19 protein-coding genes, 1 tRNA gene and 1 pseudogene are annotated in these 20,332 nt (G+C 56.3%); 7 read left to right on the plus strand and 14 right to left on the minus strand.

The annotated features are described in order from the left end of the window. The first annotated feature begins 382 nt into the window (after positions 1–382). Positions 383–1,132, plus strand: a complete 750-nt coding sequence (locus AC13C8_RS11000; RefSeq protein ID WP_091427176.1) for a class I SAM-dependent methyltransferase — start codon at positions 383–385, stop codon at positions 1,130–1,132. A gap of 2 nt (positions 1,133–1,134) precedes the next feature. On the opposite strand, the gene msrQ is transcribed toward AC13C8_RS11000, so the two are convergent. The 3 genes and pseudogenes from msrQ to AC13C8_RS11015 all read right to left on the minus strand — a co-directional run. After that, on the minus strand, positions 1,135–1,767 hold the full coding sequence (msrQ, locus tag AC13C8_RS11005) for a protein-methionine-sulfoxide reductase heme-binding subunit MsrQ (RefSeq protein ID WP_482847330.1): 633 nt from the start codon (positions 1,765–1,767) through the stop codon (positions 1,135–1,137). Continuing rightward, positions 1,767–2,675 (minus strand): protein-methionine-sulfoxide reductase catalytic subunit MsrP, encoded by a 909-nt coding sequence (gene msrP / locus AC13C8_RS11010; protein ID WP_091427182.1) that lies wholly within the window; start codon positions 2,673–2,675, stop codon positions 1,767–1,769. Before msrP ends, msrQ begins: the two co-directional genes overlap by 1 nt. A 255-nt stretch (positions 2,676–2,930) precedes the next feature. Continuing rightward, positions 2,931–3,424: pseudogene (locus tag AC13C8_RS11015) on the minus strand (FMN-binding glutamate synthase family protein); the annotation flags it as partial. A 463-nt stretch (positions 3,425–3,887) separates the two neighbouring features. Here AC13C8_RS11015 and AC13C8_RS11020 point away from each other — a divergent pair. Next, positions 3,888–4,127: an EF-hand domain-containing protein gene (locus tag AC13C8_RS11020; RefSeq protein ID WP_091427188.1), complete on the plus strand. Its 240-nt coding sequence runs from the start codon at positions 3,888–3,890 to the stop codon at positions 4,125–4,127. A gap of 82 nt (positions 4,128–4,209) precedes the next feature. Here the strand turns inward: AC13C8_RS11020 and clpB are convergent, their stop codons facing one another. Next, positions 4,210–6,825, minus strand: coding sequence for an ATP-dependent chaperone ClpB (clpB, locus tag AC13C8_RS11025; protein ID WP_482847331.1), 2,616 nt, complete (start codon positions 6,823–6,825; stop codon positions 4,210–4,212). 231 nt (positions 6,826–7,056) lie between these two features. Here clpB and pyrF point away from each other — a divergent pair, with 231 nt between their 5' ends. Together pyrF and AC13C8_RS11035 are read left to right on the plus strand one after the other, a co-directional pair. Next, positions 7,057–7,776, plus strand: coding sequence for an orotidine-5'-phosphate decarboxylase (gene pyrF, locus AC13C8_RS11030; protein WP_482847332.1), 720 nt, complete (start codon positions 7,057–7,059; stop codon positions 7,774–7,776). Positions 7,777–7,944: 168 nt separating this feature from the next. Next, complete coding sequence (locus tag AC13C8_RS11035) at positions 7,945–8,685, plus strand: hypothetical protein (protein WP_482847333.1); 741 nt, start codon at positions 7,945–7,947, stop codon at positions 8,683–8,685. 3 nt (positions 8,686–8,688) lie between these two features. On the opposite strand, the gene AC13C8_RS11040 is transcribed toward AC13C8_RS11035, so the two are convergent. The 3 genes from AC13C8_RS11040 to AC13C8_RS11050 are packed head-to-tail and all read right to left on the minus strand — an operon-like array spanning position 8,689 to position 10,272. Beyond that, a complete protein-coding gene (locus AC13C8_RS11040) occupies positions 8,689–8,958 on the minus strand; it encodes an NfeD family protein (RefSeq protein ID WP_177179252.1) in 270 nt (89 codons plus the stop codon). Next, positions 8,958–9,845 (minus strand): SPFH domain-containing protein, encoded by an 888-nt coding sequence (locus tag AC13C8_RS11045; protein ID WP_091427196.1) that lies wholly within the window; start codon positions 9,843–9,845, stop codon positions 8,958–8,960. Before AC13C8_RS11045 ends, AC13C8_RS11040 begins: the two co-directional genes overlap by 1 nt. A 43-nt stretch (positions 9,846–9,888) precedes the next feature. Then, positions 9,889–10,272, minus strand: a complete 384-nt coding sequence (locus AC13C8_RS11050) for an NUDIX domain-containing protein (RefSeq protein ID WP_482847334.1) — start codon at positions 10,270–10,272, stop codon at positions 9,889–9,891. A 115-nt stretch (positions 10,273–10,387) separates the two neighbouring features. Between AC13C8_RS11050 and AC13C8_RS11055 the strand changes: the two genes are divergently transcribed. Next, positions 10,388–11,641 carry a DNA polymerase IV gene (locus AC13C8_RS11055; protein ID WP_091427198.1) on the plus strand — a complete coding sequence of 418 codons (1,254 nt, stop codon included), beginning with the start codon at positions 10,388–10,390 and terminating at the stop codon, positions 11,639–11,641. 2 nt (positions 11,642–11,643) lie between these two features. On the opposite strand, the gene AC13C8_RS11060 is transcribed toward AC13C8_RS11055, so the two are convergent. Beyond that, on the minus strand, positions 11,644–12,504 hold the full coding sequence (locus AC13C8_RS11060; protein WP_482847335.1) for an N-formylglutamate amidohydrolase: 861 nt from the start codon (positions 12,502–12,504) through the stop codon (positions 11,644–11,646). A gap of 168 nt (positions 12,505–12,672) precedes the next feature. Between AC13C8_RS11060 and AC13C8_RS11065 the strand changes: the two genes are divergently transcribed. Continuing rightward, positions 12,673–12,747: transfer RNA gene (locus tag AC13C8_RS11065), tRNA-Val, on the plus strand. Between the two features lie 81 nt (positions 12,748–12,828). Further along, positions 12,829–12,954, plus strand: coding sequence for a type B 50S ribosomal protein L36 (ykgO, locus tag AC13C8_RS11070; protein WP_005850168.1), 126 nt, complete (start codon positions 12,829–12,831; stop codon positions 12,952–12,954). Positions 12,955–13,049: 95 nt separating this feature from the next. Here ykgO and AC13C8_RS11075 read toward each other — a convergent pair whose 3' ends face one another. The 6 genes from AC13C8_RS11075 to AC13C8_RS11100 form a co-directional block, all read right to left on the minus strand. Continuing rightward, positions 13,050–14,525, minus strand: a complete 1,476-nt coding sequence (locus tag AC13C8_RS11075) for a peptidoglycan-binding domain-containing protein (protein WP_482847336.1) — start codon at positions 14,523–14,525, stop codon at positions 13,050–13,052. 145 nt (positions 14,526–14,670) lie between these two features. After that, a complete protein-coding gene (locus tag AC13C8_RS11080) occupies positions 14,671–15,870 on the minus strand; it encodes a phenylacetate--CoA ligase family protein (protein ID WP_091427203.1) in 1,200 nt (399 codons plus the stop codon). 69 nt (positions 15,871–15,939) lie between these two features. Then, a complete protein-coding gene (locus AC13C8_RS11085; RefSeq protein ID WP_091431847.1) occupies positions 15,940–16,788 on the minus strand; it encodes an ABC transporter ATP-binding protein in 849 nt (282 codons plus the stop codon). A 77-nt stretch (positions 16,789–16,865) separates the two neighbouring features. Continuing rightward, positions 16,866–18,152, minus strand: coding sequence for an ABC transporter substrate-binding protein (locus AC13C8_RS11090; RefSeq protein WP_482847337.1), 1,287 nt, complete (start codon positions 18,150–18,152; stop codon positions 16,866–16,868). A 109-nt stretch (positions 18,153–18,261) separates the two neighbouring features. After that, entirely contained in the window at positions 18,262–19,338 is a 1,077-nt protein-coding gene (locus AC13C8_RS11095; RefSeq protein WP_482847338.1) for a branched-chain amino acid ABC transporter permease, read from the minus strand. Positions 19,339–19,341: 3 nt separating this feature from the next. Beyond that, positions 19,342–20,328, minus strand: coding sequence for a branched-chain amino acid ABC transporter permease (locus tag AC13C8_RS11100; protein WP_482847339.1), 987 nt, complete (start codon positions 20,326–20,328; stop codon positions 19,342–19,344). Positions 20,329–20,332 lie beyond the last annotated feature (4 nt).

Genomic DNA, 20,332 nt, shown 5'->3' on the forward strand with positions numbered 1-20,332 from the left:
CTCAAAAATCCTATCCGCTGACCCGTGCCGCCGCTTCCGCAACCGCCAGTCCAGCGACCCAACCGCGCCTCAGCGCCGCCGGTGAAGGGGGTTCTAGGCCCAACGCAAAAGAGTCGCAACCCCTTTTTTGAGAAAAACGCATCTTTTTGTATTTTTCTGATTTTCGGTGTGTTTTTAACGTGTTGGCGTAATTTTCAACATCAGTGCCAGCTTCAGAATTTAAGATTATTACTCGATCGGGATCAATCCTTCCTATTGCCCTATTTCACCTTCAATTCCGACGCTGAATCTGAATGTCGCTCAAGACTACCGAGACTTTTCTTGCGCATCCGATCCGGATGATTGAACAGTTGCACCCAAATAACACCAAAAGAGGCCCAAATTGTCAGACACCACTCAAGTCACCCTCGCCGACATTGCTGCAATTGCTAAGACCGCTGAAACGCGGATAGATCTCACAACACGACTGATCGAATTGCTTGATCTACCGACGATCCTTGAGCTTGGAGTATGGCATGGTGAATTCGCGAAAGATATTCTTGAGCGAAATCCCTCTATAAAGACCTATTATATGCTTGATCCGTGGCGCACGCTTGATAACTGGAACAAGCCCTTCAACATAAGCGCACCGGAGTTCGAGGAAGCATATGAAACCTCACTTAAGAACACCAATTTCGCCGCACAGAAGCGGGTCATACTTCGGGGAACGACATTGGAAATGATAGACCAGATCAATGATGAATCGCTTGATCTGATCTATATCGACGGGGATCATACACTCAGGGGTATCTGCATCGATTTGATCTCAGTTTGGCCCAAACTGAAACCCGGAGGAATAATTGTAGGTGATGATTTCTCTCCGACGATTTGGCAACATAGCAGCGAGTACGAGCCAACTTTTGTGTATCCCTTTGCGCAGTACTTCGCAGAAGCGCAGAATGCACCAATGGTTGCGGCACATCGGGCACAGTTTATTATGATCAAACCCAATGGCCAAAATCATGGTCATCGATTTTTGGATGTCACAGGAATGTATCACACGCCGAATGTGCTGGATCAGATAGAGAAGAAGCCCACAACGGTGAAACCATCCAAGATAAGCGCGCTTCTAACGAAGTTTGGGCTACGCTGACTTTAAGTTGGAAGGGGCTGCTTTGGTTTCTGGACCCGGGCACGTGTCAAAACCTGCCAGACCCGCCAACCCAACAGCGTGACAATAACTGCCATATACATTAGCGCATCAGCTTCCCATGTCTTACCGACCATGATGAAGTGCACGCCGCCCAGCAGAACCGTGGGATAGACCAACCGGTGCAGCTTGCGCCATTTCGGGCCGAGCTTGCGCACCGACCAGTTGTTTGACGTGATCGCAAGCGGTGTCATCAACAGGAATGCCCCCATCCCAACAGTGATATACGGCCGTTTTACAATATCTTTCCAGATCTCGGACAGAATCTGAACATCCAGCACCAACCACACAAGAAGATGGACTGACACGAAATAGAAGGTCAGAACGCCGATTGCGCGCCTGAAACGGATCAGGTTGATGCCAGCAACGGCGCGTAACGGTGTCACGAGCAACCCAAGGATCAGGGCTTTCAGCGCCAGCCGGCCCAGCTCTTGCTCAAGTGCTTTGACAGGCTCTGGTCCCATACTGCCTGTTGCCGCAAGATACAGCAGCCAGGCCGGCCAAAGAGCACCTGCAACATAAAGCACCCAAACCGGCACCTTCCGCGACGCGGTGTTGATCCGTTCAACCATGGTCATCAGTGGTTCACCACCAAGTCCATGCCATCATACAGGCTGGCGACCTCTTCTTGGTATCCGTTGAACTTCAACGTCTCCTGCCGCTTGGCAAACAGACCACCCCCAATCGGTTTCTCGTAAGCTTGCGACCAACGCGGGTGGCTGACCTCGGGGTTCACATTGGAATAGAAACCATACTCATTCGGTTGCAACATATTCCAAGTGGTTTGCGGCTCTTTATCTGTCAGAGTCACGCGCACGATCGACTTGATCGACTTGTAGCCGTATTTCCACGGCACCACGAGGCGCAAGGGCGCACCATTCTGCTTCGGCATCGGTTCATCATAGATGCCGGTGGCCATGATCGTCAGCGGGTGCAGTGCTTCGTCCAGCCGCAGACCTTCACGATAGGGCCATTCCAGACTGACGGTTTTCTGCCCGGGCATTTCTTCGGGTCGGAACAGGGTTTCGAAGGCAACGTATTTCGCTGATCCTTGGACCCCGGCCAGATCCAGCAACTGGTTCAATTCGAACCCAACCCAAGGCACAACCATCGACCAGGTTTCAACGCAACGGAACCGATAGATGCGCTCTTCCAACGTGACCTTCTTCAGGATATCCTCAAGCCCATAGGTACCGGGTCGATCCACCATCCCGCCAATCTCGACGGACCATGGATCAATGGTCAGCTGGCTTGCGTATTTGACCGGGTCGGTCTTACCAGTGCCAAATTCATAAAAGTTGTTGTAGGAAGAGATGTCTTCCAAGGTGTTGGGCTCAAGATCGACCGAGTATTTCGATGCGCCCAGCACCGGACCAAGCGCCAGCCCGGCAGCCAGCCCGGCGGCACCGCCCATCAACTGGCGTCGGTTCATATACGCCGCGCGCGGCGTTACGTCGGAATATTTCAGTTTACTCATATAAGCCATTTGGCACACCTCTCATGCTCGTCTACCTTTGACCTAAGACAGCACGCGCGAAAATCCAAAGCACAATGACTCACGTCCGCGCCAGAGGATTGTAACAATCCATCAATCAAGAGGGGGGAAGGCAGGATAGATGTGGTTCATTTGAACCGAACGACCGTTCTGCTGCACCAGACGAACATGATGGCGGCCCATCTGGCGTGGCTGGCTTACGCCAACGGAATGAGCGATGGTTTCCACTTCTTGGATGATGCCCATGCCTTCGGCATCCCGCACCCCGTATTTCGCAGTGCCGATCTGAAAGACAATGTCGCTACACCCCTTCAGGTCATAGTGAGACAAGGCACCGAAACTCATACCTGACAGATTGAAAATGGATTTCGCGCTATAAGTGTGTCGGGCGGTTGGACCGATCAAAAACGGTTCGGTCTGGGAGTGCTGATCGCTGAGAGGCGGGAATGCGCCATTCACAAAGATGGGGGTGCCAGTAACACCCAGATTCCGGGTCGACCCGAAGGCACCGTGTTGCCCAGCCCCGACGCCGAACGCTTGACCCAATCCCGTTGGGCACGGTTGAATGGCAGTTCTTTGCGGTCCATCGCAAAGAAATACTGCCGGAAAAACTCGCCCGGATTGGTGAACAGCGCCCGAAACCGGCTGACCATCGGCTCGTTGCGGCGCACTGCGTCATGGGTTTGCAACCGGTCGATGGCATAAAGCACAACCAGCACCAGAAACCCGATGCCAATCATAAAGAACAACGCCTGCGCTAACAGTTCCACCGCCCAGAACTTGGCCAGAAGATGGCCAGAACATGGATTGCATCTAAACCTCTCCGTGATGCAGATCGAGTCTAGCGCCATGTGCCTGAACGGAAAGACTGCGACTCAATCTGGACGAAGTAGCGTGATTCGGGGTGAAGACGGAATCACCTTCGTCCACGCCACCGACAAGCACAAAACTTCGCGTGATCGCGAAATGCGATTTCTCGGCTGCGAATCGCCTAAAACCTCCCTTTGGATAGGAGCCGTTTTGCCGGGTTCCGACCCTTTGACCCGCCCCTGCGGAACTTCGCCTGTAGGTGGAGGTCAATCTCGCAGGTTAGCGCCTAAACAGAGCATCGCTGCGCATTTCAGATGAACCCTACCATCGGGCGTGATTTCTATCTCTCTGCACCCGACGTTGGGTGCGATCAATAAACTTGGAGTATATCGCATGAAAACCACATCTCTTGCCGCCGCTCTTCTGATTGCCGGGTCGACTTCAGCTTTTGCCAACATCGACGCTTTGGATGCAAACGAGGACGGGCAGGTCACGATGGAAGAACTGGTCGCAGTTTATCCTGACGTGACCGCCGAGGACTTCTCGACGGCCGACGCGGACGCAAGCGGCACTCTGGACGCTGACGAACTTGCAGCAGCCCAGGAAGCTGGCTCGATCCCAAGCGAGATGTAAGGGCTCTCTGCCTCTTCCCCACTCACGGCAAAGCCCCGTCGGTTCTCACCGGCGGGGCTTTCATTTGTTTTAACGGACGGGATTAGTGAACGACCGCGTCTTCCGGCGGATGTTGGTTCGAGCTTGCAACTCGATCCCCGATTATCAGGCCATCCACCCCGGCAGAAACCGGGATCGTGTCACCATCCATCACATCCCCGGCCAGGATCATTTCCGCCAACTGGTCCTGAAGCGCACGTTGAATAACGCGCTTCAAAGGGCGGGCGCCAAACACCGGGTCGTAGCCTTCATCGGCCAGCCATTTGCGCGCGCCATCGTCCAGTTCAAGGGCTATGTTGCGACGGGCCAGACGGCGGGTCAGACGCTCCAACTGGATATCGACGATGCCGCCCATGTCATTCCGGCTAAGCCGATCAAAGATGATCGTTTCATCCAGACGGTTCAGGAATTCGGGGCGGAAGTGGGCCCGCACCGCATCCATCACGTCACGCTTGGCATCTGACGCATCCGCTCCATCGGGAAGCTGGCTCAGCGCCTGCGCCCCAAGGTTCGAGGTCAGAACGATCAGTGTCTGCTTGAAATCCACGGTGCGCCCTTGACCATCGGTCAGAACACCATCATCCAGAACCTGCAACAGCACGTTGAACACATCGGGGTGCGCCTTTTCGACTTCGTCAAACAGCACCACCTGATAGGGCCGACGTCGCACCGCTTCGGTCAGCACCCCACCTTCGTCATAGCCGACATAGCCCGGAGGCGCGCCGATCAGACGGGCGACGGAATGCTTCTCCATGAACTCGGACATGTCCACACGAACCATCGCGTTGTCGTCGTCAAATAGGTATTCAGCCACGGCCTTTGTCAGTTCCGTCTTACCGACACCGGTCGGCCCAAGGAACAGGAAAGATCCAAGCGGACGGTTTTCGTCGTTCAGCCCGGCACGCGCACGGCGCACGGCGTTCGCCACGGCTTTCACGGCCGACGTTTGACCGATCACACGCTTGTGCAGCTCGTCTTCCATTCTGAGCAGCTTCTCACGCTCGCCTTCCAGCATTTTCGAGGTTGGGATACCCGTCCAACGCTCGACCACACTCGCGATCTGCTCGGGCCGCACCGCCTCTTCGACCATCATATCGCTCTCGGCGCTTTCGGCTTCTTCCAACTTCTTCTGAAGGCTTGGAATAACGCCATAGGACAGCTCACCGGCCTTGGCCAGATTGCCTTCGCGCTTGGCGGAATCCAGTTCTGCACGGGCGCGATCCAACTGCTCTTTCAAGCCGCGCGCACCTTCAAGCTGATCGCGTTCGGCCTGCCATTTGGCGGTCATCGAGGACGATTTTTCCTGAAGATCCGACAACTCGGCTTCAAGTTTCTCAAGACGGTCTTTCGACGCCTTGTCGTCTTCAAGTTTCAGGGCCTCGGCTTCGATCTGCATCTGCATGATCTGACGGTCCAGCGCATCAAGTTCTTCGGGTTTCGAATCCACTTCCATCCGCAAACGGCTGGCAGCTTCATCCACAAGGTCGATGGCTTTGTCCGGCAAGAACCGGTCGGTGATATAGCGATGGCTCAGCGTCGCGGCCGCGACCAACGCATTATCGGAAATCCGCACACCATGATGCAACTCATACTTTTCCTTGATGCCCCGCAGGATCGAGATCGTGTCTTCCACGGTCGGTTCTTCCACCATCACCGGCTGGAACCGACGGGCCAAAGCAGCATCCTTCTCGACATACTTGCGGTATTCATCCAGCGTGGTGGCCCCGACACAGTGAAGTTCACCGCGCGCCAGCGCAGGCTTGATCAGGTTGGCGGCATCCATCGCGCCATCCGACTTACCGGCCCCAACCAGCGTGTGCATTTCGTCAATGAACAGGATGATTTCACCAGCCGCGGCAGTCACTTCGCCCAGAACCGCTTTCATGCGCTCCTCGAACTCGCCACGGTATTTCGCACCGGCAATCAGCGCGCCCATATCCAGAGCGAGCAGTTTCTTGTTGCGCAGGCTTTCCGGCACGTCGCCATTGATAATGCGCAGGGCCAGCCCCTCGGCAATGGCCGTCTTACCGACACCGGGTTCACCGATCAAAACCGGGTTGTTCTTGGTGCGGCGCGACAGTACCTGCATGGTGCGACGAATTTCTTCGTCACGACCAATGATCGGGTCAATCTTGCCCTCTTCCGCTGCTTCGGTCAGGTCGCGGGCATATTTCGACAAAGCTTCATAGCTGTCTTCGGCACTGGCACTGTCAGCCGTGCGCCCCTGACGCACCGCATTGATCGCAGCGTTCAGTTTCTTGGCATCAACAGCGCCAGCATCCAACGCGTCGCGCGCCTTGGATTTGATCATCGCCAACGCGGTCAACAGCCGTTCGACGGGAACAAAACTGTCCCCGGCCTGCTTGGCCAGTTTCTGCGCCTCGTCCAGAACGCGAGCGGTGGCGTTGTCCATGTAAACCTGGGCGGCATCACCTGTCACCTTCGACAGCTTGCCGATGGCCTCGTCCACGGCGGCGCGGACACGTTCTGGCGACCCACCTGCCTTGCGGATCAGGTTGGCGCTCATCCCTTCTTCATCATCCATCAGGGCTTTCAGCAGATGCTCGGGAACCAGACGTTGATGGTTTTCGCGCATTGCGATGGTCTGTGCGGCCTGTATGAAACCACGCGACCGTTCGGTGAACTTGTTCAAGTCCATATCACTCTCCTTTTAAAGCGCCCGCAGTTGGAATGCCCACCGTTGCAGCACATCCCTTCGGGCCTCGCAATAAAGATGGGAACGGGTCGGAAAAATGCAAGACGACGGATGGGTCGATTGACCCGAAACTGATCATTTTTCAGCCCGTCGCATCGTCATCCAAACAACGATCAATTGCCATTGTCGTTGGCGGCAGTTAGGACGGGCCAACTGCGCAAAAAGGAACTTTCCATGTCTGATGACCGCCTGATCTTTGCCCTTGATGTCCCCAATGCGCTGGAAGGCCTGCAACTCGCCGAGTCACTGGGCGACGTCGTGAGTTTTTACAAAATCGGGCTGGGTATGCTGACGGGCGGCGGGTTGGCGCTGGCCAACGAGCTGAAAAGCGAACAGGGCAAAAAGATCTTTCTGGATATGAAGCTGTTTGACATCGGCAACACTGTCGAAGCTGCCGTGCGCGGGCTGTCGCAGTTCGATCTGGATTTCCTGACCGTGCATGGCGATCCCAACGTGGTGCGCGCCGCACAGGAGGGCAAGGGCGGCAGTGACATGAAGATCCTTGCCGTGACCATCCTGACATCGCTGGATCGCGACGATCTGGATGCTGCGCTGATCAAGCCCGGCAACATTCGGGATCTGGTTCTGGAACGTGCCGCCCGCGCGTTGGACGCCGGTGCGGATGGCGTCATCGCGTCACCACAAGAGGCCAGGTTGATCCGCGCCCTGCCCGAGGCAGACGGCAAACTGATCGTCACCCCGGGCGTGCGCCCGGCTGGCGCTGAGCTGGGTGATCAAAAGCGGATTGCCACCCCGGCGCAGGCCATCGCCGATGGTGTTGACCATATCGTGGTTGGCCGCCCCATACGGAACGCCAAAGACCCGAAAGCAGCGGTCGAAGCAATCATTGCCGAATTGAACTCACCTCAGGCCCGGCAAGCCAACCAAAGCTAGATCGCCCTCTCCGGTCAGCCCGGTCACGCATCGCTCGTACAATCGTGAGCCAATGACAGGACATGCCGCCTTGCGCGGTGCAAACAAAGTTTCGAACATAGGGCCTGATGTGCTTTGCTGCGGCACACATAACAATTGACGCCGGCGACAGCTACTCCGAGGTGCCCCATGCCTGACACACGCCCCAACCCCGACATGTCCACCGTGTTGCGACTTCGGCGTGCGATCGGGGCGATAGGGCTGACGCTGCCGTTTGTGTTGCTTGCCAATGTCTATCTGTTCAACGTGCCAATGCAGCGCTCGATCTCGGCCTTCTTCTTCACCGAACTGCGCGAAGTGTTCGTGTCGGCCTCAGCCGGTGTCGGGTTGTTTCTGGTCGCCTATGAGGGGTATTCACGCAGGCCGAACGAAGTGCTGACCGACCGCATGGTCTCCAGTATTTCAGGCGTCGCGGTGTTCACAACGGCGTTCATCCCGACGCTTTGCTATCGCGAAAATTGCTATCAACCGTTGGCGCTGTTTGATCGGCTCATCCCACCATCAATGGACCAGTTGCAACAGAACATCCATTTTTCGGCTGCAGGCATTTTCCTGATCTTCATGGGCATCACATCCATCCGGCTGTTCACCCGCTGCTCGGTGGAAAATCTTGGTCGGCACAAGAAACGACGCAATCAATGCTATCGCTTCTTTGGCTGGACGATCATTGCGATGGTGATCCTGATCGGCGTGGTCAAGATCTTCCTGCCCGAGCACGGAAGAATTTGGGACGCCGCATGGTCATTCACCTTCTGGGCAGAAAGCGTCGCCTTGTGGTCACTTGGTCTAAGCTGGCTGTTGAAGGGCGGCACGATGGCGGAACAGATACCTTTCCTGTTCGACGCCGAGGCCGCCAGCCCCGGCACCTGACAATCATAACTCGTTGATGTCGATGTCGATGCGTTTCGATTGCCCTTTGCGCACGCCAACAACCCGGCGCAAAACCAGCCATGTTGCCAGCGAAATGGCCGCGAACAGAACCAGCATCCACGGCAGGCCGGGTGCTATTCCAAAAAACAGCAAAAACCCTACAACGGCAGCGCCAACCGCGAATCCAAGGAAGATGAAACCAGGGGCCAGCATTTCAAGAATACCCAGGGCAATTGCCACAGCGACCCAGACCCACCATGTCGCCCAAAACATCATGGCTTTCCTTTCAACAGCTTAAAGGCATCCCCGAACGCCTCCAGCGCATTTGCAGGCAGGATGATGGTCTGTCTGCCCTCGCCCTTTCCGACCGCTGTCAGGGCTTCGACCTGCTTCAAGGCAACCTGATACTGTGCGGCTTCAAGCCCGTTCTCGGCGATGGCCTTGGCGACGACCCCGGTCGCGTATGCCTCGGCATCAGCTGAAATGCGGCGAGCCTTGGCGGTCTGCTCGGCGGCATAAAGCTCTGCATCGGCGGCCAGTTCAACCGCGCGACGCTTGCCTTCCGCTTCGGTGACTTGCGCCCGGCGGGCCCGCTCCGCGTTCAACTGCTGAAGCATGGCCTCGCGCGTGGCATTGTCCAAGTTCACGTCCAAAATTTCGGCGCGCGTCACCTCTATCCCCCAATCGTCGACGGCATCTGCGACCTGCTGCTTGATCTTCGCGATCAGTTGCTGGCGGTTGGATTGGACCTCATCCAACTCCATCTCGCCGATGCCCGACCGGACAATCCCGGCAACCGTGGTTGAAATCGCCGCATCCACATCGCGGATACGATAGACTGTCTTTTCAGGTTCAAGAATACGATAGAACACGCTGGTATCAACCTGAACCAACACGTTGTCCGAGGTGATCGCGTCCTGGCTGGCCGTCGGCAACTGGCGTTCAAGGATTGACACTTTGTGGCGCACACGATCCAGAAACGGCACGATGAAGTTGATCCCCGGCCCCAGAACCGATTGCAGGCGTCCGAACCGTTCGACCACGAATTTCTGGCTTTGCGGCACGATCTTGACGCCCAAAAGGACAACGACGATCAGGAAGGCCGCCAACAACAGCAGCACACTGTTTCCGCCAAGTAAATCTGCGGGGATGTCATTCATGGAAAGAACCTTTCACTGTCCGATAATTAAAATGAAGATGGCGTCATTTAGCCGGATATACAACGTATTGCTCCGCAATTGCGGCAAGTGCAGTTTGCAATCGTGGCTTGAAATGAGCAATCGCTTTCGGGTGCGACAGCCACTTTGACGGCTCCATCAAAGTCCAACACTGCCCTTCATCGCCAAACACCACGTCTTGCATGCACGTTTCTGGCAGGGACGCGGCAAACCACCACGTAAAAGTTCCGGGGACTGTCGGACTTTCGAAAGTTTGTCGCCAGATCAGATCTTCTTCGTTCAGCATTAACCCTAATTCTTCATGGGTTTCGCGCAGCACGCATTGTTCGGGGGTTTCGCCCGCTTCATTCCCGCCACCCGGAAAATCCCACATGTCGGGATACGGGATGTTTGCGAAATCATCGCGCAACAGGGTTGCCACCTGACCGCCAATCAGCAACACAAGCTTCGCGCCACTAAATTCCATGTGCCACCTTTGGTCCGCCAAATGTTTGAGCCACGCCGCTGATAAGTTACCATACCTTATGCCCGCTTTGTGCCGAGATTGCCTGACCCAATTCGATGATGGCCGCCGCTGCCCGTCCTGCCGCAGTCCGCGGGTGCTGTCGCATCCCGAGCTTTTTGACCTGACCATTGCGCATATGGATTGCGATGCGTTTTACGCTTCGGTCGAAAAGCGCGACAATCCCGAATTGGCGGACAAGCCTGTGATTATCGGTGGTGGGAAACGTGGTGTCGTATCAACCGCTTGCTATGTTGCGCGCATTCGCGGGGTGCGGTCTGCCATGCCTATGTTTCAAGCGCTGAAGCTTTGTCCTGATGCCGTGGTGATCAAACCGCGCGGAAGCCACTATGCGGCGGTGTCCAGACAGATCCGCGCAATGATGGATGATCTGTCCCCGTCAATCGAACCGCTGTCGCTGGACGAAGCGTTTCTGGACATGACCGGCACCCAGAAACTGCATGGCGCGCCACCTGCCGTAATGCTGGCAGGCTTGGTCAAACGTATGCAGAACGAATTGGGGCTAAGCGGTTCCATCGGGCTGAGTCACAACAAGTTCTTGGCGAAAGTAGCCTCTGATCTGGACAAACCGCGCGGATTTTCCGTGATCGGCAAGGAAGAAACCGCGCGTTTTCTGCGCGACAAACCCGTCGGCCTGATCTGGGGCGTGGGCGGTGTCAGTCAGGCGGCACTGGAAAAGGCAGGCATTCGCACCTTCGCCGATCTTCTGCGTTGGGAAAAACCCGACCTGATCACGCGGTTTGGCGGGATGGGTGAACGGCTTTGGCATCTGGCGCGAGGCGAAGACAAGCGACGCGTTTCAGCCCATGCGCCAGTCAAATCAATCTCGAACGAAACCACGTTTTTCGAGGACACATCAGACATTGACCTTCTGGACGGCCATCTGTGGCGTTTGTCCGAAAAGGTATCGGACCGTGCCAAAGCGCGTGATCTGGCCGGTCGGGTTGTGACGCTGAAACTGAAACGCGCCGATTTTCGCGCGCTGAGCCGGCAAAGCAATCTGGGGGATGTCACACAGTCCTCGGACCGGATTTATCGAACGGCGCGTACATTGCTGGACACGGTTGTCGACAAGGGGCCGTTTCGGTTGATCGGTGTGGGGCTTAGCCACCTTGGCTCGGCCGAGAATGCCGATCTCAGCGACGATCTGCTTGACCCCTACGCCGCGAAGCGACGCGCGGCGGAACGAGCGACGGACAAAATCCGCGCCCGTTTCGGAGATGGCAGTATCGTCAAGGGTCGCGGTATTCGCTGAGATTACTCGGCAGCCAATGCGGTTTCGCTCCGCCCGATCTCGGCAATTTCGGCGATCACGGACGCCAATCTTGCCCGGATATGTGCAAAATTGGCATTTGGGCGCACCATGCGCTCGTCCAGATAAAGCGACCGATCAATTTCGACCTGAACGACGTGTTGCCCACGTGACGGACGCCCATAATGTTGCGCAATATATGCGCCCGAGAAAGGTGTGTTACGCGCTGTGTCAAACCCTCCACGGACAAATGCGTCTTCGACGCGACCAACGATTTCTGGCGCGGCAGACGCGCCATAACGATCGCCCAGAACGATCTGTGGACAGCGCTTTGCACCTTTGCTCAGGCTGGCGACTGCCTCGTGCGGCATCGAATGGCAATCAATCAATATCGCCTCTCCGAACATCGCGTTGCTGCGATCCAGCAGGGATTGCAGCGCCGTATGATAAGGGTGCCAATGCGTCGCCAGACGTGATTGCGCATCACCCAAGGACATTTTGCCCCGATAGATCGCCCGCCCGCCTGCAACAACGCGCGGAACAACCCCCAGACCCGACGATACCCTTGGATTGTGATCGACCCGACGCAGTCCGTTGATCAGAGCCGGGTCCAATTCTTCAGGCCCGCGGTTAAGGTCGACATAGGCGCGCGGCGTGTTCGACATCAAAAACGGCGCGCCATGATCCGGGACCGCCGCATACAACTGATCAACATAAGCGTCTTCCGATGAGCGGAGGGCCTGTTCATCAAGCGCGCTGTTTCGCATGAAAGCGGGTGGGTAATCTCGACCGCTATGGGGCGACGCAAAGACAACACTGGTTGTGTGCGCCTTCGGCAATGTCAGCGTGTATGGAGGTGTCGACATCCGAAGCCCTTTGTGCCTTTTTCTACAATGTATAATATGGCAAAAAATCTCTCGTCAAAAGCCCTTGCGCACGGGCACGACTCCTTTTATAGAACCGCGAACCGGCGCGGGTATTCCCGCGTCGCGTTTTTTGGATCGGTCACATAGATTGGTCCGGGAAGATTTTCCGGGCGATTAGCTCAGCGGTAGAGCACTTCGTTGACATCGAAGGGGTCACTGGTTCGATCCCAGTATCGCCCACCATGAACCGCCAGACGACCGAAAGGTCCAACGGCATAATGTAGCTTAGGCGCAACCGCAGCGCCGCGTTGAAGGAGAAGGAACATGAAAGTTCGCAACTCGCTCCGCTCGCTGAAAAACCGCCACCGCGATTGCCGCGTGGTGCGCCGTAAAGGCCGCGTTTACGTGATCAACAAAACGCAACGCCGGTTCAAAGCCCGTCAGGGCTGAACACATCAGCAGCGTTATCAAAAAAGCCGCCCGGTGGGCGGCTTTTTTGTGTGGGTGTATGTGCCTGACCTGCCCCGCCTGACAGACGCATTCCCTTACATGTTGATCATCAATCGGGCGAAAGTGATCTGGTCGACAAATCCTGTAACGGCAAGACCCCGACTTTTCTGATACTGGCGCAATGCCTTGCGGGTTTGTGCATCAAACGCACCGTCGACCTGCCCGGTTTTGAACCCTTGCCCGCTTAGCCGTTGTTCGACGATCAGCCTCAGCGGGCCGTTTTTCAACAGCGATGCCTCGGCGGCGGCCAGCGCCTTCTGTTCCGCCTGACGCCTTTGCGCCTGCTTCAACTCTTCTATTCTGTTCGCAGCCGCAGCTGAAAAATAACCATTTGGATGCCTGCGCAGAAATGTATCATAGGCTTGAACCGTATCTTTAGCCTTTGCAATGTTCCAGTTTTCAAGTTCAATCTTGCTGGCCTTACCGTTACCTCCACCCTGTAACTTCGCAAGGGCTTCATTTGCTTCGTCAGAGTGCAATCCATCTGGGTATTTCTTCAGATAAGCCAGCAACCCTTTGGCGCTGCCATCTTTCCCGTTCTTGTTCCAAAACGCGTTATCCTGCCGCGTCTCTTCCGCCGCACGTTCACGCGCAGCCTCTTCCAACTCCGCCGCGCGACGCGATGCCTGTCGCTGCAATGCCTTGATCTGTCGTGCATTCAGATAGCCGGTCGTCTCGTGCCCCTGATCTTTCTGCCAGGCTTCGATCGCGGCGCGCGATCCCCGACCGAATATTCCGTCAATCCCACCCGGACTGTGACCCAGGATGGTCAGGTCACGCTGGACGTTCCGGCGCTCCGATCGTGTCAGACCCAATGCCGCTTCGGCACGTTCGGCGTTTGACAACTCACCACGCGTAAAGGGCGTGTTGTCCGCAACGTCCCCGAACACCTCGATCGCCGGATAATTGGCCCGCAGGGCGCTGCGCATTTTTGCATCGGGCGTCAATGCGATCTTGTCAACGAAGCGCACAAGACCGTCCGCTGGCCCAATCAGAACGCCAACACCTTCCGGGGCTTCGATCGGACCGACGCCTGGCAACAATCCGGCTCCCAGGGGCGTCCCGCTGCCTTGCGGCGCCAACAGAACCAAGGCCCGATCAGGATGGTCGGCCACACTGCGCAGGATTGCACTTAGTGGAACACCTACGCCGCCAATCGACAAATCATCGACATCTTCGGCATAGCGCGTGATCAACCATGTTTCATCGCCATTATTGGCAAATCGGCCCGATAAGAAGATCAGCAAACGCTCCGCATCCTCGGCCTCGGTTCGGAACACCGAGATCGCGTCCCAAGTGTCATCGGCACGCTCTGACTCGCTGTCAAGGAAAGTGAACCCTTCCTGCGTCAGACGGCGTTCCAGCGTCTCTGCGTTTTTGACGCCAACAACATCTTCCAAATACCGATAGTCGCTCTGCGTCACCAGTAAAGCCGCATCCTTGGCCGTTGCAAATCCTGCCAAACCGCTAAGCGCTGCTGCCGCAACTGCTATCTGAAACCGACGGGTCATGCCCACCTCCACCATATTACGAGAACGCCGAAGCGCCAGATTGGTTCATTCTGGGTGAAAATCAGCGACACTCAACGAAAAAACCCGCCAGTTAGATAACCGGCAGGTTTCGGAAAAACGCAGGCACCCGTCATGGCAGTTCAATCTAGTCGTAAACGCGCTTGTCGTCGATCACGATGCCGTCGTTGGGCAGGCTGCCGGGGGCGACGAGTTCAATCTTACCTTTAAGTTTCAGGGTTTCGACCACTGATTTCGCGTAAGACTCGGCATCGCCACCGTCTGCTTCGACCTGCACGGTCATCGCGTCCATCTCGCCTTCGCGGGTGGCGATGACGCGCGCCTTTGAAACTTCTGCGTGCTTGGCCACGAAATCGGCGACCTGCTCGGGGCGCACAAACATGCCCTTGATCTTGGCCGTCTGGTCCGCACGACCCATCCATCCTTTAATGCGCATATTGGTGCGGCCACACGGGCTGGTGCCAGTCAACACCGCCGACAAATCGCCCGTCGCAAAGCGGATCAATGGGTAATCCGGGTTCAGCGTGGTCACGACGACTTCGCCCACCTCACCTGATGCCACCGGATCGCCGGTGCCGGGGCGCACAATCTCGACGATCACGCCTTCATCAACGATCATGCCTTCCATCGCTTCGCTTTCATAAGCGATATTGCCAAGGTCAGCGGTCGCATAGCTTTGCAGACAGGTTACACCACGGTCCGCGTATTCCTGACGCAGACTGGGAAAAAGCGCCCCGCCGCCTACTGCCGCTTTGGTGATCTTGAGTTTGACGCCGTCGGCATCTGCGCGATCCAGAATGATCTTCAGATAGTCCGGGGTGCCCGCATAGGCCGTGGTGCCAATATCTGCCGCGGCGCGCACCTGCAATTCGGTCTGACCGACACCGGCAGGAAGCACGGAAGCACCCACGGCCTGCGCGCCGTTCTCGAATATCATACCGGCTGGGGTCAGGTGATAGCCAAAGCAGTTCTGAACGATATCCCCTTCTCCAATCCCACAAGCATGCAGGAACCTCCCCATGCGCCACCAGTCATGGCTGATGCCGCCGGGTTCATAAATCGGACCAGGCGATTGAAATATATGGGCGGGTTTCTTGACGGCAAATCCACCAAACGGCGGGCTTTTCTTTTGCCATCTGCTCAGGTCGGATTTTCGCAGGACCGGATATTTTGCCAGATCCGACAATGATTTGATCTCTGGCCCATCCAGTTGACAGGCGTTTTTCGCCGCACGGGCACGGTCAATCTGAGCGCGGAGGCCGTCAATCAATGCGCTTGTGCGTTCGTCCGCCGAACGGGTTTCCAGCGCGTCAAAATACTTGGACATGAGTGACCTCTTGTCATCGCCGGATATCCTCCGGACCTGCGTTACGTTTTGTCGGTGTGCGGGAAGGCGTCAGGCCAGCCAACGCTTGCGACGGCGATAGGACCGCACGTCGCGGAAGCTTTTGCGGCCTTCGTCCGACATACCGAGGTAGAATTCTTTGACGTCCGGGTTTTCGCGCAATTCGGCGGCCGGACCATCCATCACCACGCGCCCGTTCTCCAGGATGTATCCGTAATGCGCGTAGCGCAGCGCGACGTTGGTGTTTTGCTCTGCCAGCAGGAAGGTCACGCCTTCTTGCTCGTTCACTTTCTTGACGATCTCAAAGATTTGCTCGACCAACTGCGGTGCAAGACCCATGGATGGTTCGTCAAGCAAGATCATATCGGGGCGCGACATCAGCGCGCGGCCCATTGCCACCATTTGTTGCTCGCCGCCCGAAGTGTAACCCGCCTGGCTTTTACGACGCTCTTTGATGCGTGGGAAATAGTCATAAACCATCTCAAGATCCGCAGCGATCGCGGCCTTGCCATCGGTGCGGGTATAGGCTCCTGTCAGCAGATTTTCCTCGACGGTCAGGTGTTCAAAGCAGTGGCGGCCCTCCATCACCTGAATAACGCCACGTTTGACCAGCGCCGAAGGGTTCAGCTCGGCCACATTTTCATTCTTGTGCAGGATGGTGCCTTTGGTGACTTCCCCCCGCTCGGATTGCAGCAGGTTCGAGATCGCCTTCAATGTGGTCGTCTTGCCAGCGCCGTTGCCACCCAGAATGGCTGTGATGCTGCCTTTGGGCACATTAAGGCTCACGCCCTTCAACACAAGAATCACGTGATTATAGATCACCTCGATATTGTTGACCTCCAGAAGGTTTTCACCGGCGTTTCTTGCGGTCTTTTCTGCGGTCTGTGCGGCGTCCAGCATATCGGTCGTCCTGTTTGTGTTCGTTGTCCGGGGGTCGCCCGGACCAAACGGCCCGAGCGACATATCTTACACGCGGCTTAGTTGCAGCGCTCCTCGATGTTGTTCTCAGCGGCATAAGCAGCCGAATCTTCATCGATCAGCGGTTGGATCACATCCATGTCCGACGGTCCAAAATCCGAAATCAGCGACCACTTGCCAGCAGCCGCGTCCCATTGCTGGATCGCGCCAGTGCCGGGGCCGCCGTGGTTTTCGCAGCTGACCGAGAAGGACGGACCAAAGCCCGGCATCCCAAGTTCAGTCATCCGCTCCTCGGTGATCTCAAGCGCTTCCATACCATCACGCATCATCGACGATGTTATGTCCGGGGTGCCGTGGATCTCCTGAGCCTTCTTAGCCGCTTCAGCCAGCAACATCGCGGCATAGACACCACGGTTATAAAGGGCCTTGCCGATGTTATCGCCGTTACCTGCGGCTTTGCCGGCATCCACAACGTATTCCTTGATGTCGTCAAAGACAGGATAATCCGATCCAACACCGTGGAACGTCACAGCTTTGTAGCCAGTTGCAGCTTCACCAGCGGGGGTCACATCATGGTCACCGCCTGACCACCACACGCCGATGAAATTCTCCATCGGGAAACGAATATTGGCGGCTTCCTGGATGGCAACCTGGTTCATCACGCCCCAGCCCCACATCATTACGAAATCAGGACGCTCCCGACGAATTTGCAGCCACTGGGCTTTTTGTTCCTGACCAGGGTGATCCACAGGAACTGTCATCAATTCGAAGCCGTGCTTTTCTGCAAGGCCTTCCAGCGTGCGGATCGGCTCTTTGCCATAGGCCGAGTTGTGATAGACGAGCGCGATTTTCTTGCCTGTCAAATCGCCGCCGCTCACCTCTTTCAGGTGGTTCACAGCCAGCGAAGCAGCGTTCCAGTAGTTGGCGGGGAAGTTGAACACGTGGCTGAACACTTTCCCGTTTGCAGCCGATGTGCGGCCGTAACCCGGCGTGTAAAGCGGGATGTCATCTGCGGTTACTTTCGGGATCAACTGATAGGTGATGCCTGTCGACAGCGGGTTATACGCCAGCGCGCCCAGACCCTTGGTCGCCTCATAGCATTCCACACCTTTTTCAGTGTTATAGGCTGTTTCGCACTCGGGCGCAGATGTCATCACGCCACCGATACCGCCATCACGTTCGTTCAGCAGGGTGAAGTAATCTGCAAAACCGTCCGCATAGGGGATACCGCCGGCCGCATACGGGCCAGTCCGATAGCTGAGCGACGGGAACACCAATTCTGCGAGGACGGGGGTTGCCGCCATAAGGGCCGTGACACTGGCCGCTGCGAGTTTCGAGTATTTCATTTGCTTCCTCCCTAGATTAGCAAATTTATGTGCCCATTGCGGGTCACGTTGCTTTGCCCCCAGAACCTTCTCCTCGTTGGTCCTCGGGGTGTGATGGATTGCGCGGGTCCTAGTGCGGGAAGGGCCACAGACGCAGTTTTTCTTTCGTCAGTCGCCACAATTGCGCCAGACCATGAGGTTCGACGATCAGAAAGATGACGATCAGGCCACCCACGATCATGAACTCGAAATATGCGGCCAGATCGGTCGGCCAGCCAAGGCCGCCCACCAACACGTTCTTCAGCAAGACCGGCATCAGCACCATGAAGGCCGCACCCGCAAACGATCCGAAGATCGAGCCAAGTCCGCCGATGATGATCATGAACAGGATAAGGAACGACTTGTTGATGCCGAATGCCTCGCCTGCCTCGACTGCTCCAAGATAAACCGAGAAGAACAGCGCGCCAGCAATACCAATAAAGAAAGATGATACCGCAAAGGCCGACATTTTGGCCATCAGGGGGTTCACCCCGATGATCTCGGCGGCGATGTCCATGTCGCGAATGCCCATCCATTTGCGCCCCATCATGCCGCGCGTCAGGTTGCGCGCTACCCATGCCAGCCCGACAACAAAGACAAGGCAGATCATGTATTTTGCCCAAGCCTCGGTGTTGGGTCCGGTCACGATGACACCAAACACTGACCGCTCTGGCGCGTTGATCTGACCCGATGCAGAGTAGTTATAAAACCACGGTACTTTGTTGAAGACCCAGACAAGGAAGAACTGTGCAGCCAGCGTGGCCACCGCCAGATAGAACCCTTTGATCCGCAGGGACGGCAAACCAAATGCCACACCCACGACGGCAGTGATCCCACCGGCCAGCAGAATGTGGATGATGATGCTGACCTCTGGAAAGCCTGTCATCAGCTTGTAGCTCGCATATGCCCCCACAGCCATGAAGCCCCCGGTGCCCAGCGACACCTGCCCGGCATACCCGGTCAGTATGTTCAGCCCCAGCGCCGCAATTGCATAGATCAGGAACGGCGCGAACACGGCATTGACCCAATAGTCATTGATGAAGAACGGGACCACCAGGAAGGCCACGAACATCAGTATGTAGTAACCCATCCGATCCAGCCGGATCGGGAAGGTCTGGTTGTCGTCTCTGTAAGACGTTTTGAAGTCACCTGCTTCGCGGTAAAACATGTATCAGACCCTCTCGATGATTTTTTCGCCAAACAGACCTTGGGGCCTGAAGATCAGGAAAATAAGCGCCAACACATAGGCAAACCAGTTCTGGGTTGCGCCGCCGATCATGGGTCCGATGGCGAATTCGAACAACTGCTCACCCACACCGATGATAAGCCCACCAACGATGGCACCGGGGATCGACGTAAAGCCACCGAGCATCAGAACCGGAAGTGCCTTCAGCGCAATCAGCGACAGGCTGAACTGCACCCCTGACTTGGCCCCCCACATGATGCCCGCGACCAAGGCCACGAAGCCAGCAATCGACCAGACCAGCACCCAGATGAAGCGCAACGAGATGCCAACCGACAAAGCCGCTGAATGGTCATCCGCCACGGCGCGTAGCGCGCGACCCTGCTTGGTATACTGCGAGAAGATCACAAGCGAAGTTACAAGAAGCGCAGCAACGACGGTCGCTACAATGTCCAGATTGTCGATGAAGAAGCCGTAGCCGAACCAATTATAGGTGATTTCGTCGATGGTCATGTTCATACCCTGCGGCAAACCAACATCAAGCGTCTTGATGTCGGCACCCCACATTATATCGCCAAACCCTTCCATGAAATATGCCAGACCGATGGTCGCCATGAACAGGATGATATCAGGCTGTCCGATCAAGTGCTGAAGAATGTATTTTTCCACGATCCATGCAAACAGGATCATCACGCACGCAGCCAGCACGATCGCAATCAGTGACGGGACTTGCCATGGGAAATTTTGAACTTCCGTACCGAAAATCGCGTTGATCAGGTGAGAGAACGGCACCTGTCCTTGTTGGATGCCGACCAATGTGAGCGCTGCAAACAGCGCCATAACACCTTGGGCGTAGTTGAAGATGCCAGAGGCCTTGAAGATCAAGACAAACCCCAGCGCGACCAGCGCATAAAGCACCCCGGCCATCAGGCCGTTCAGGGTGACTTCCATCGCAAAGAGTAGCTGTTCAGGCATAAGT

The organism is Aliiroseovarius sp. B-4, assembly GCF_056857795.1.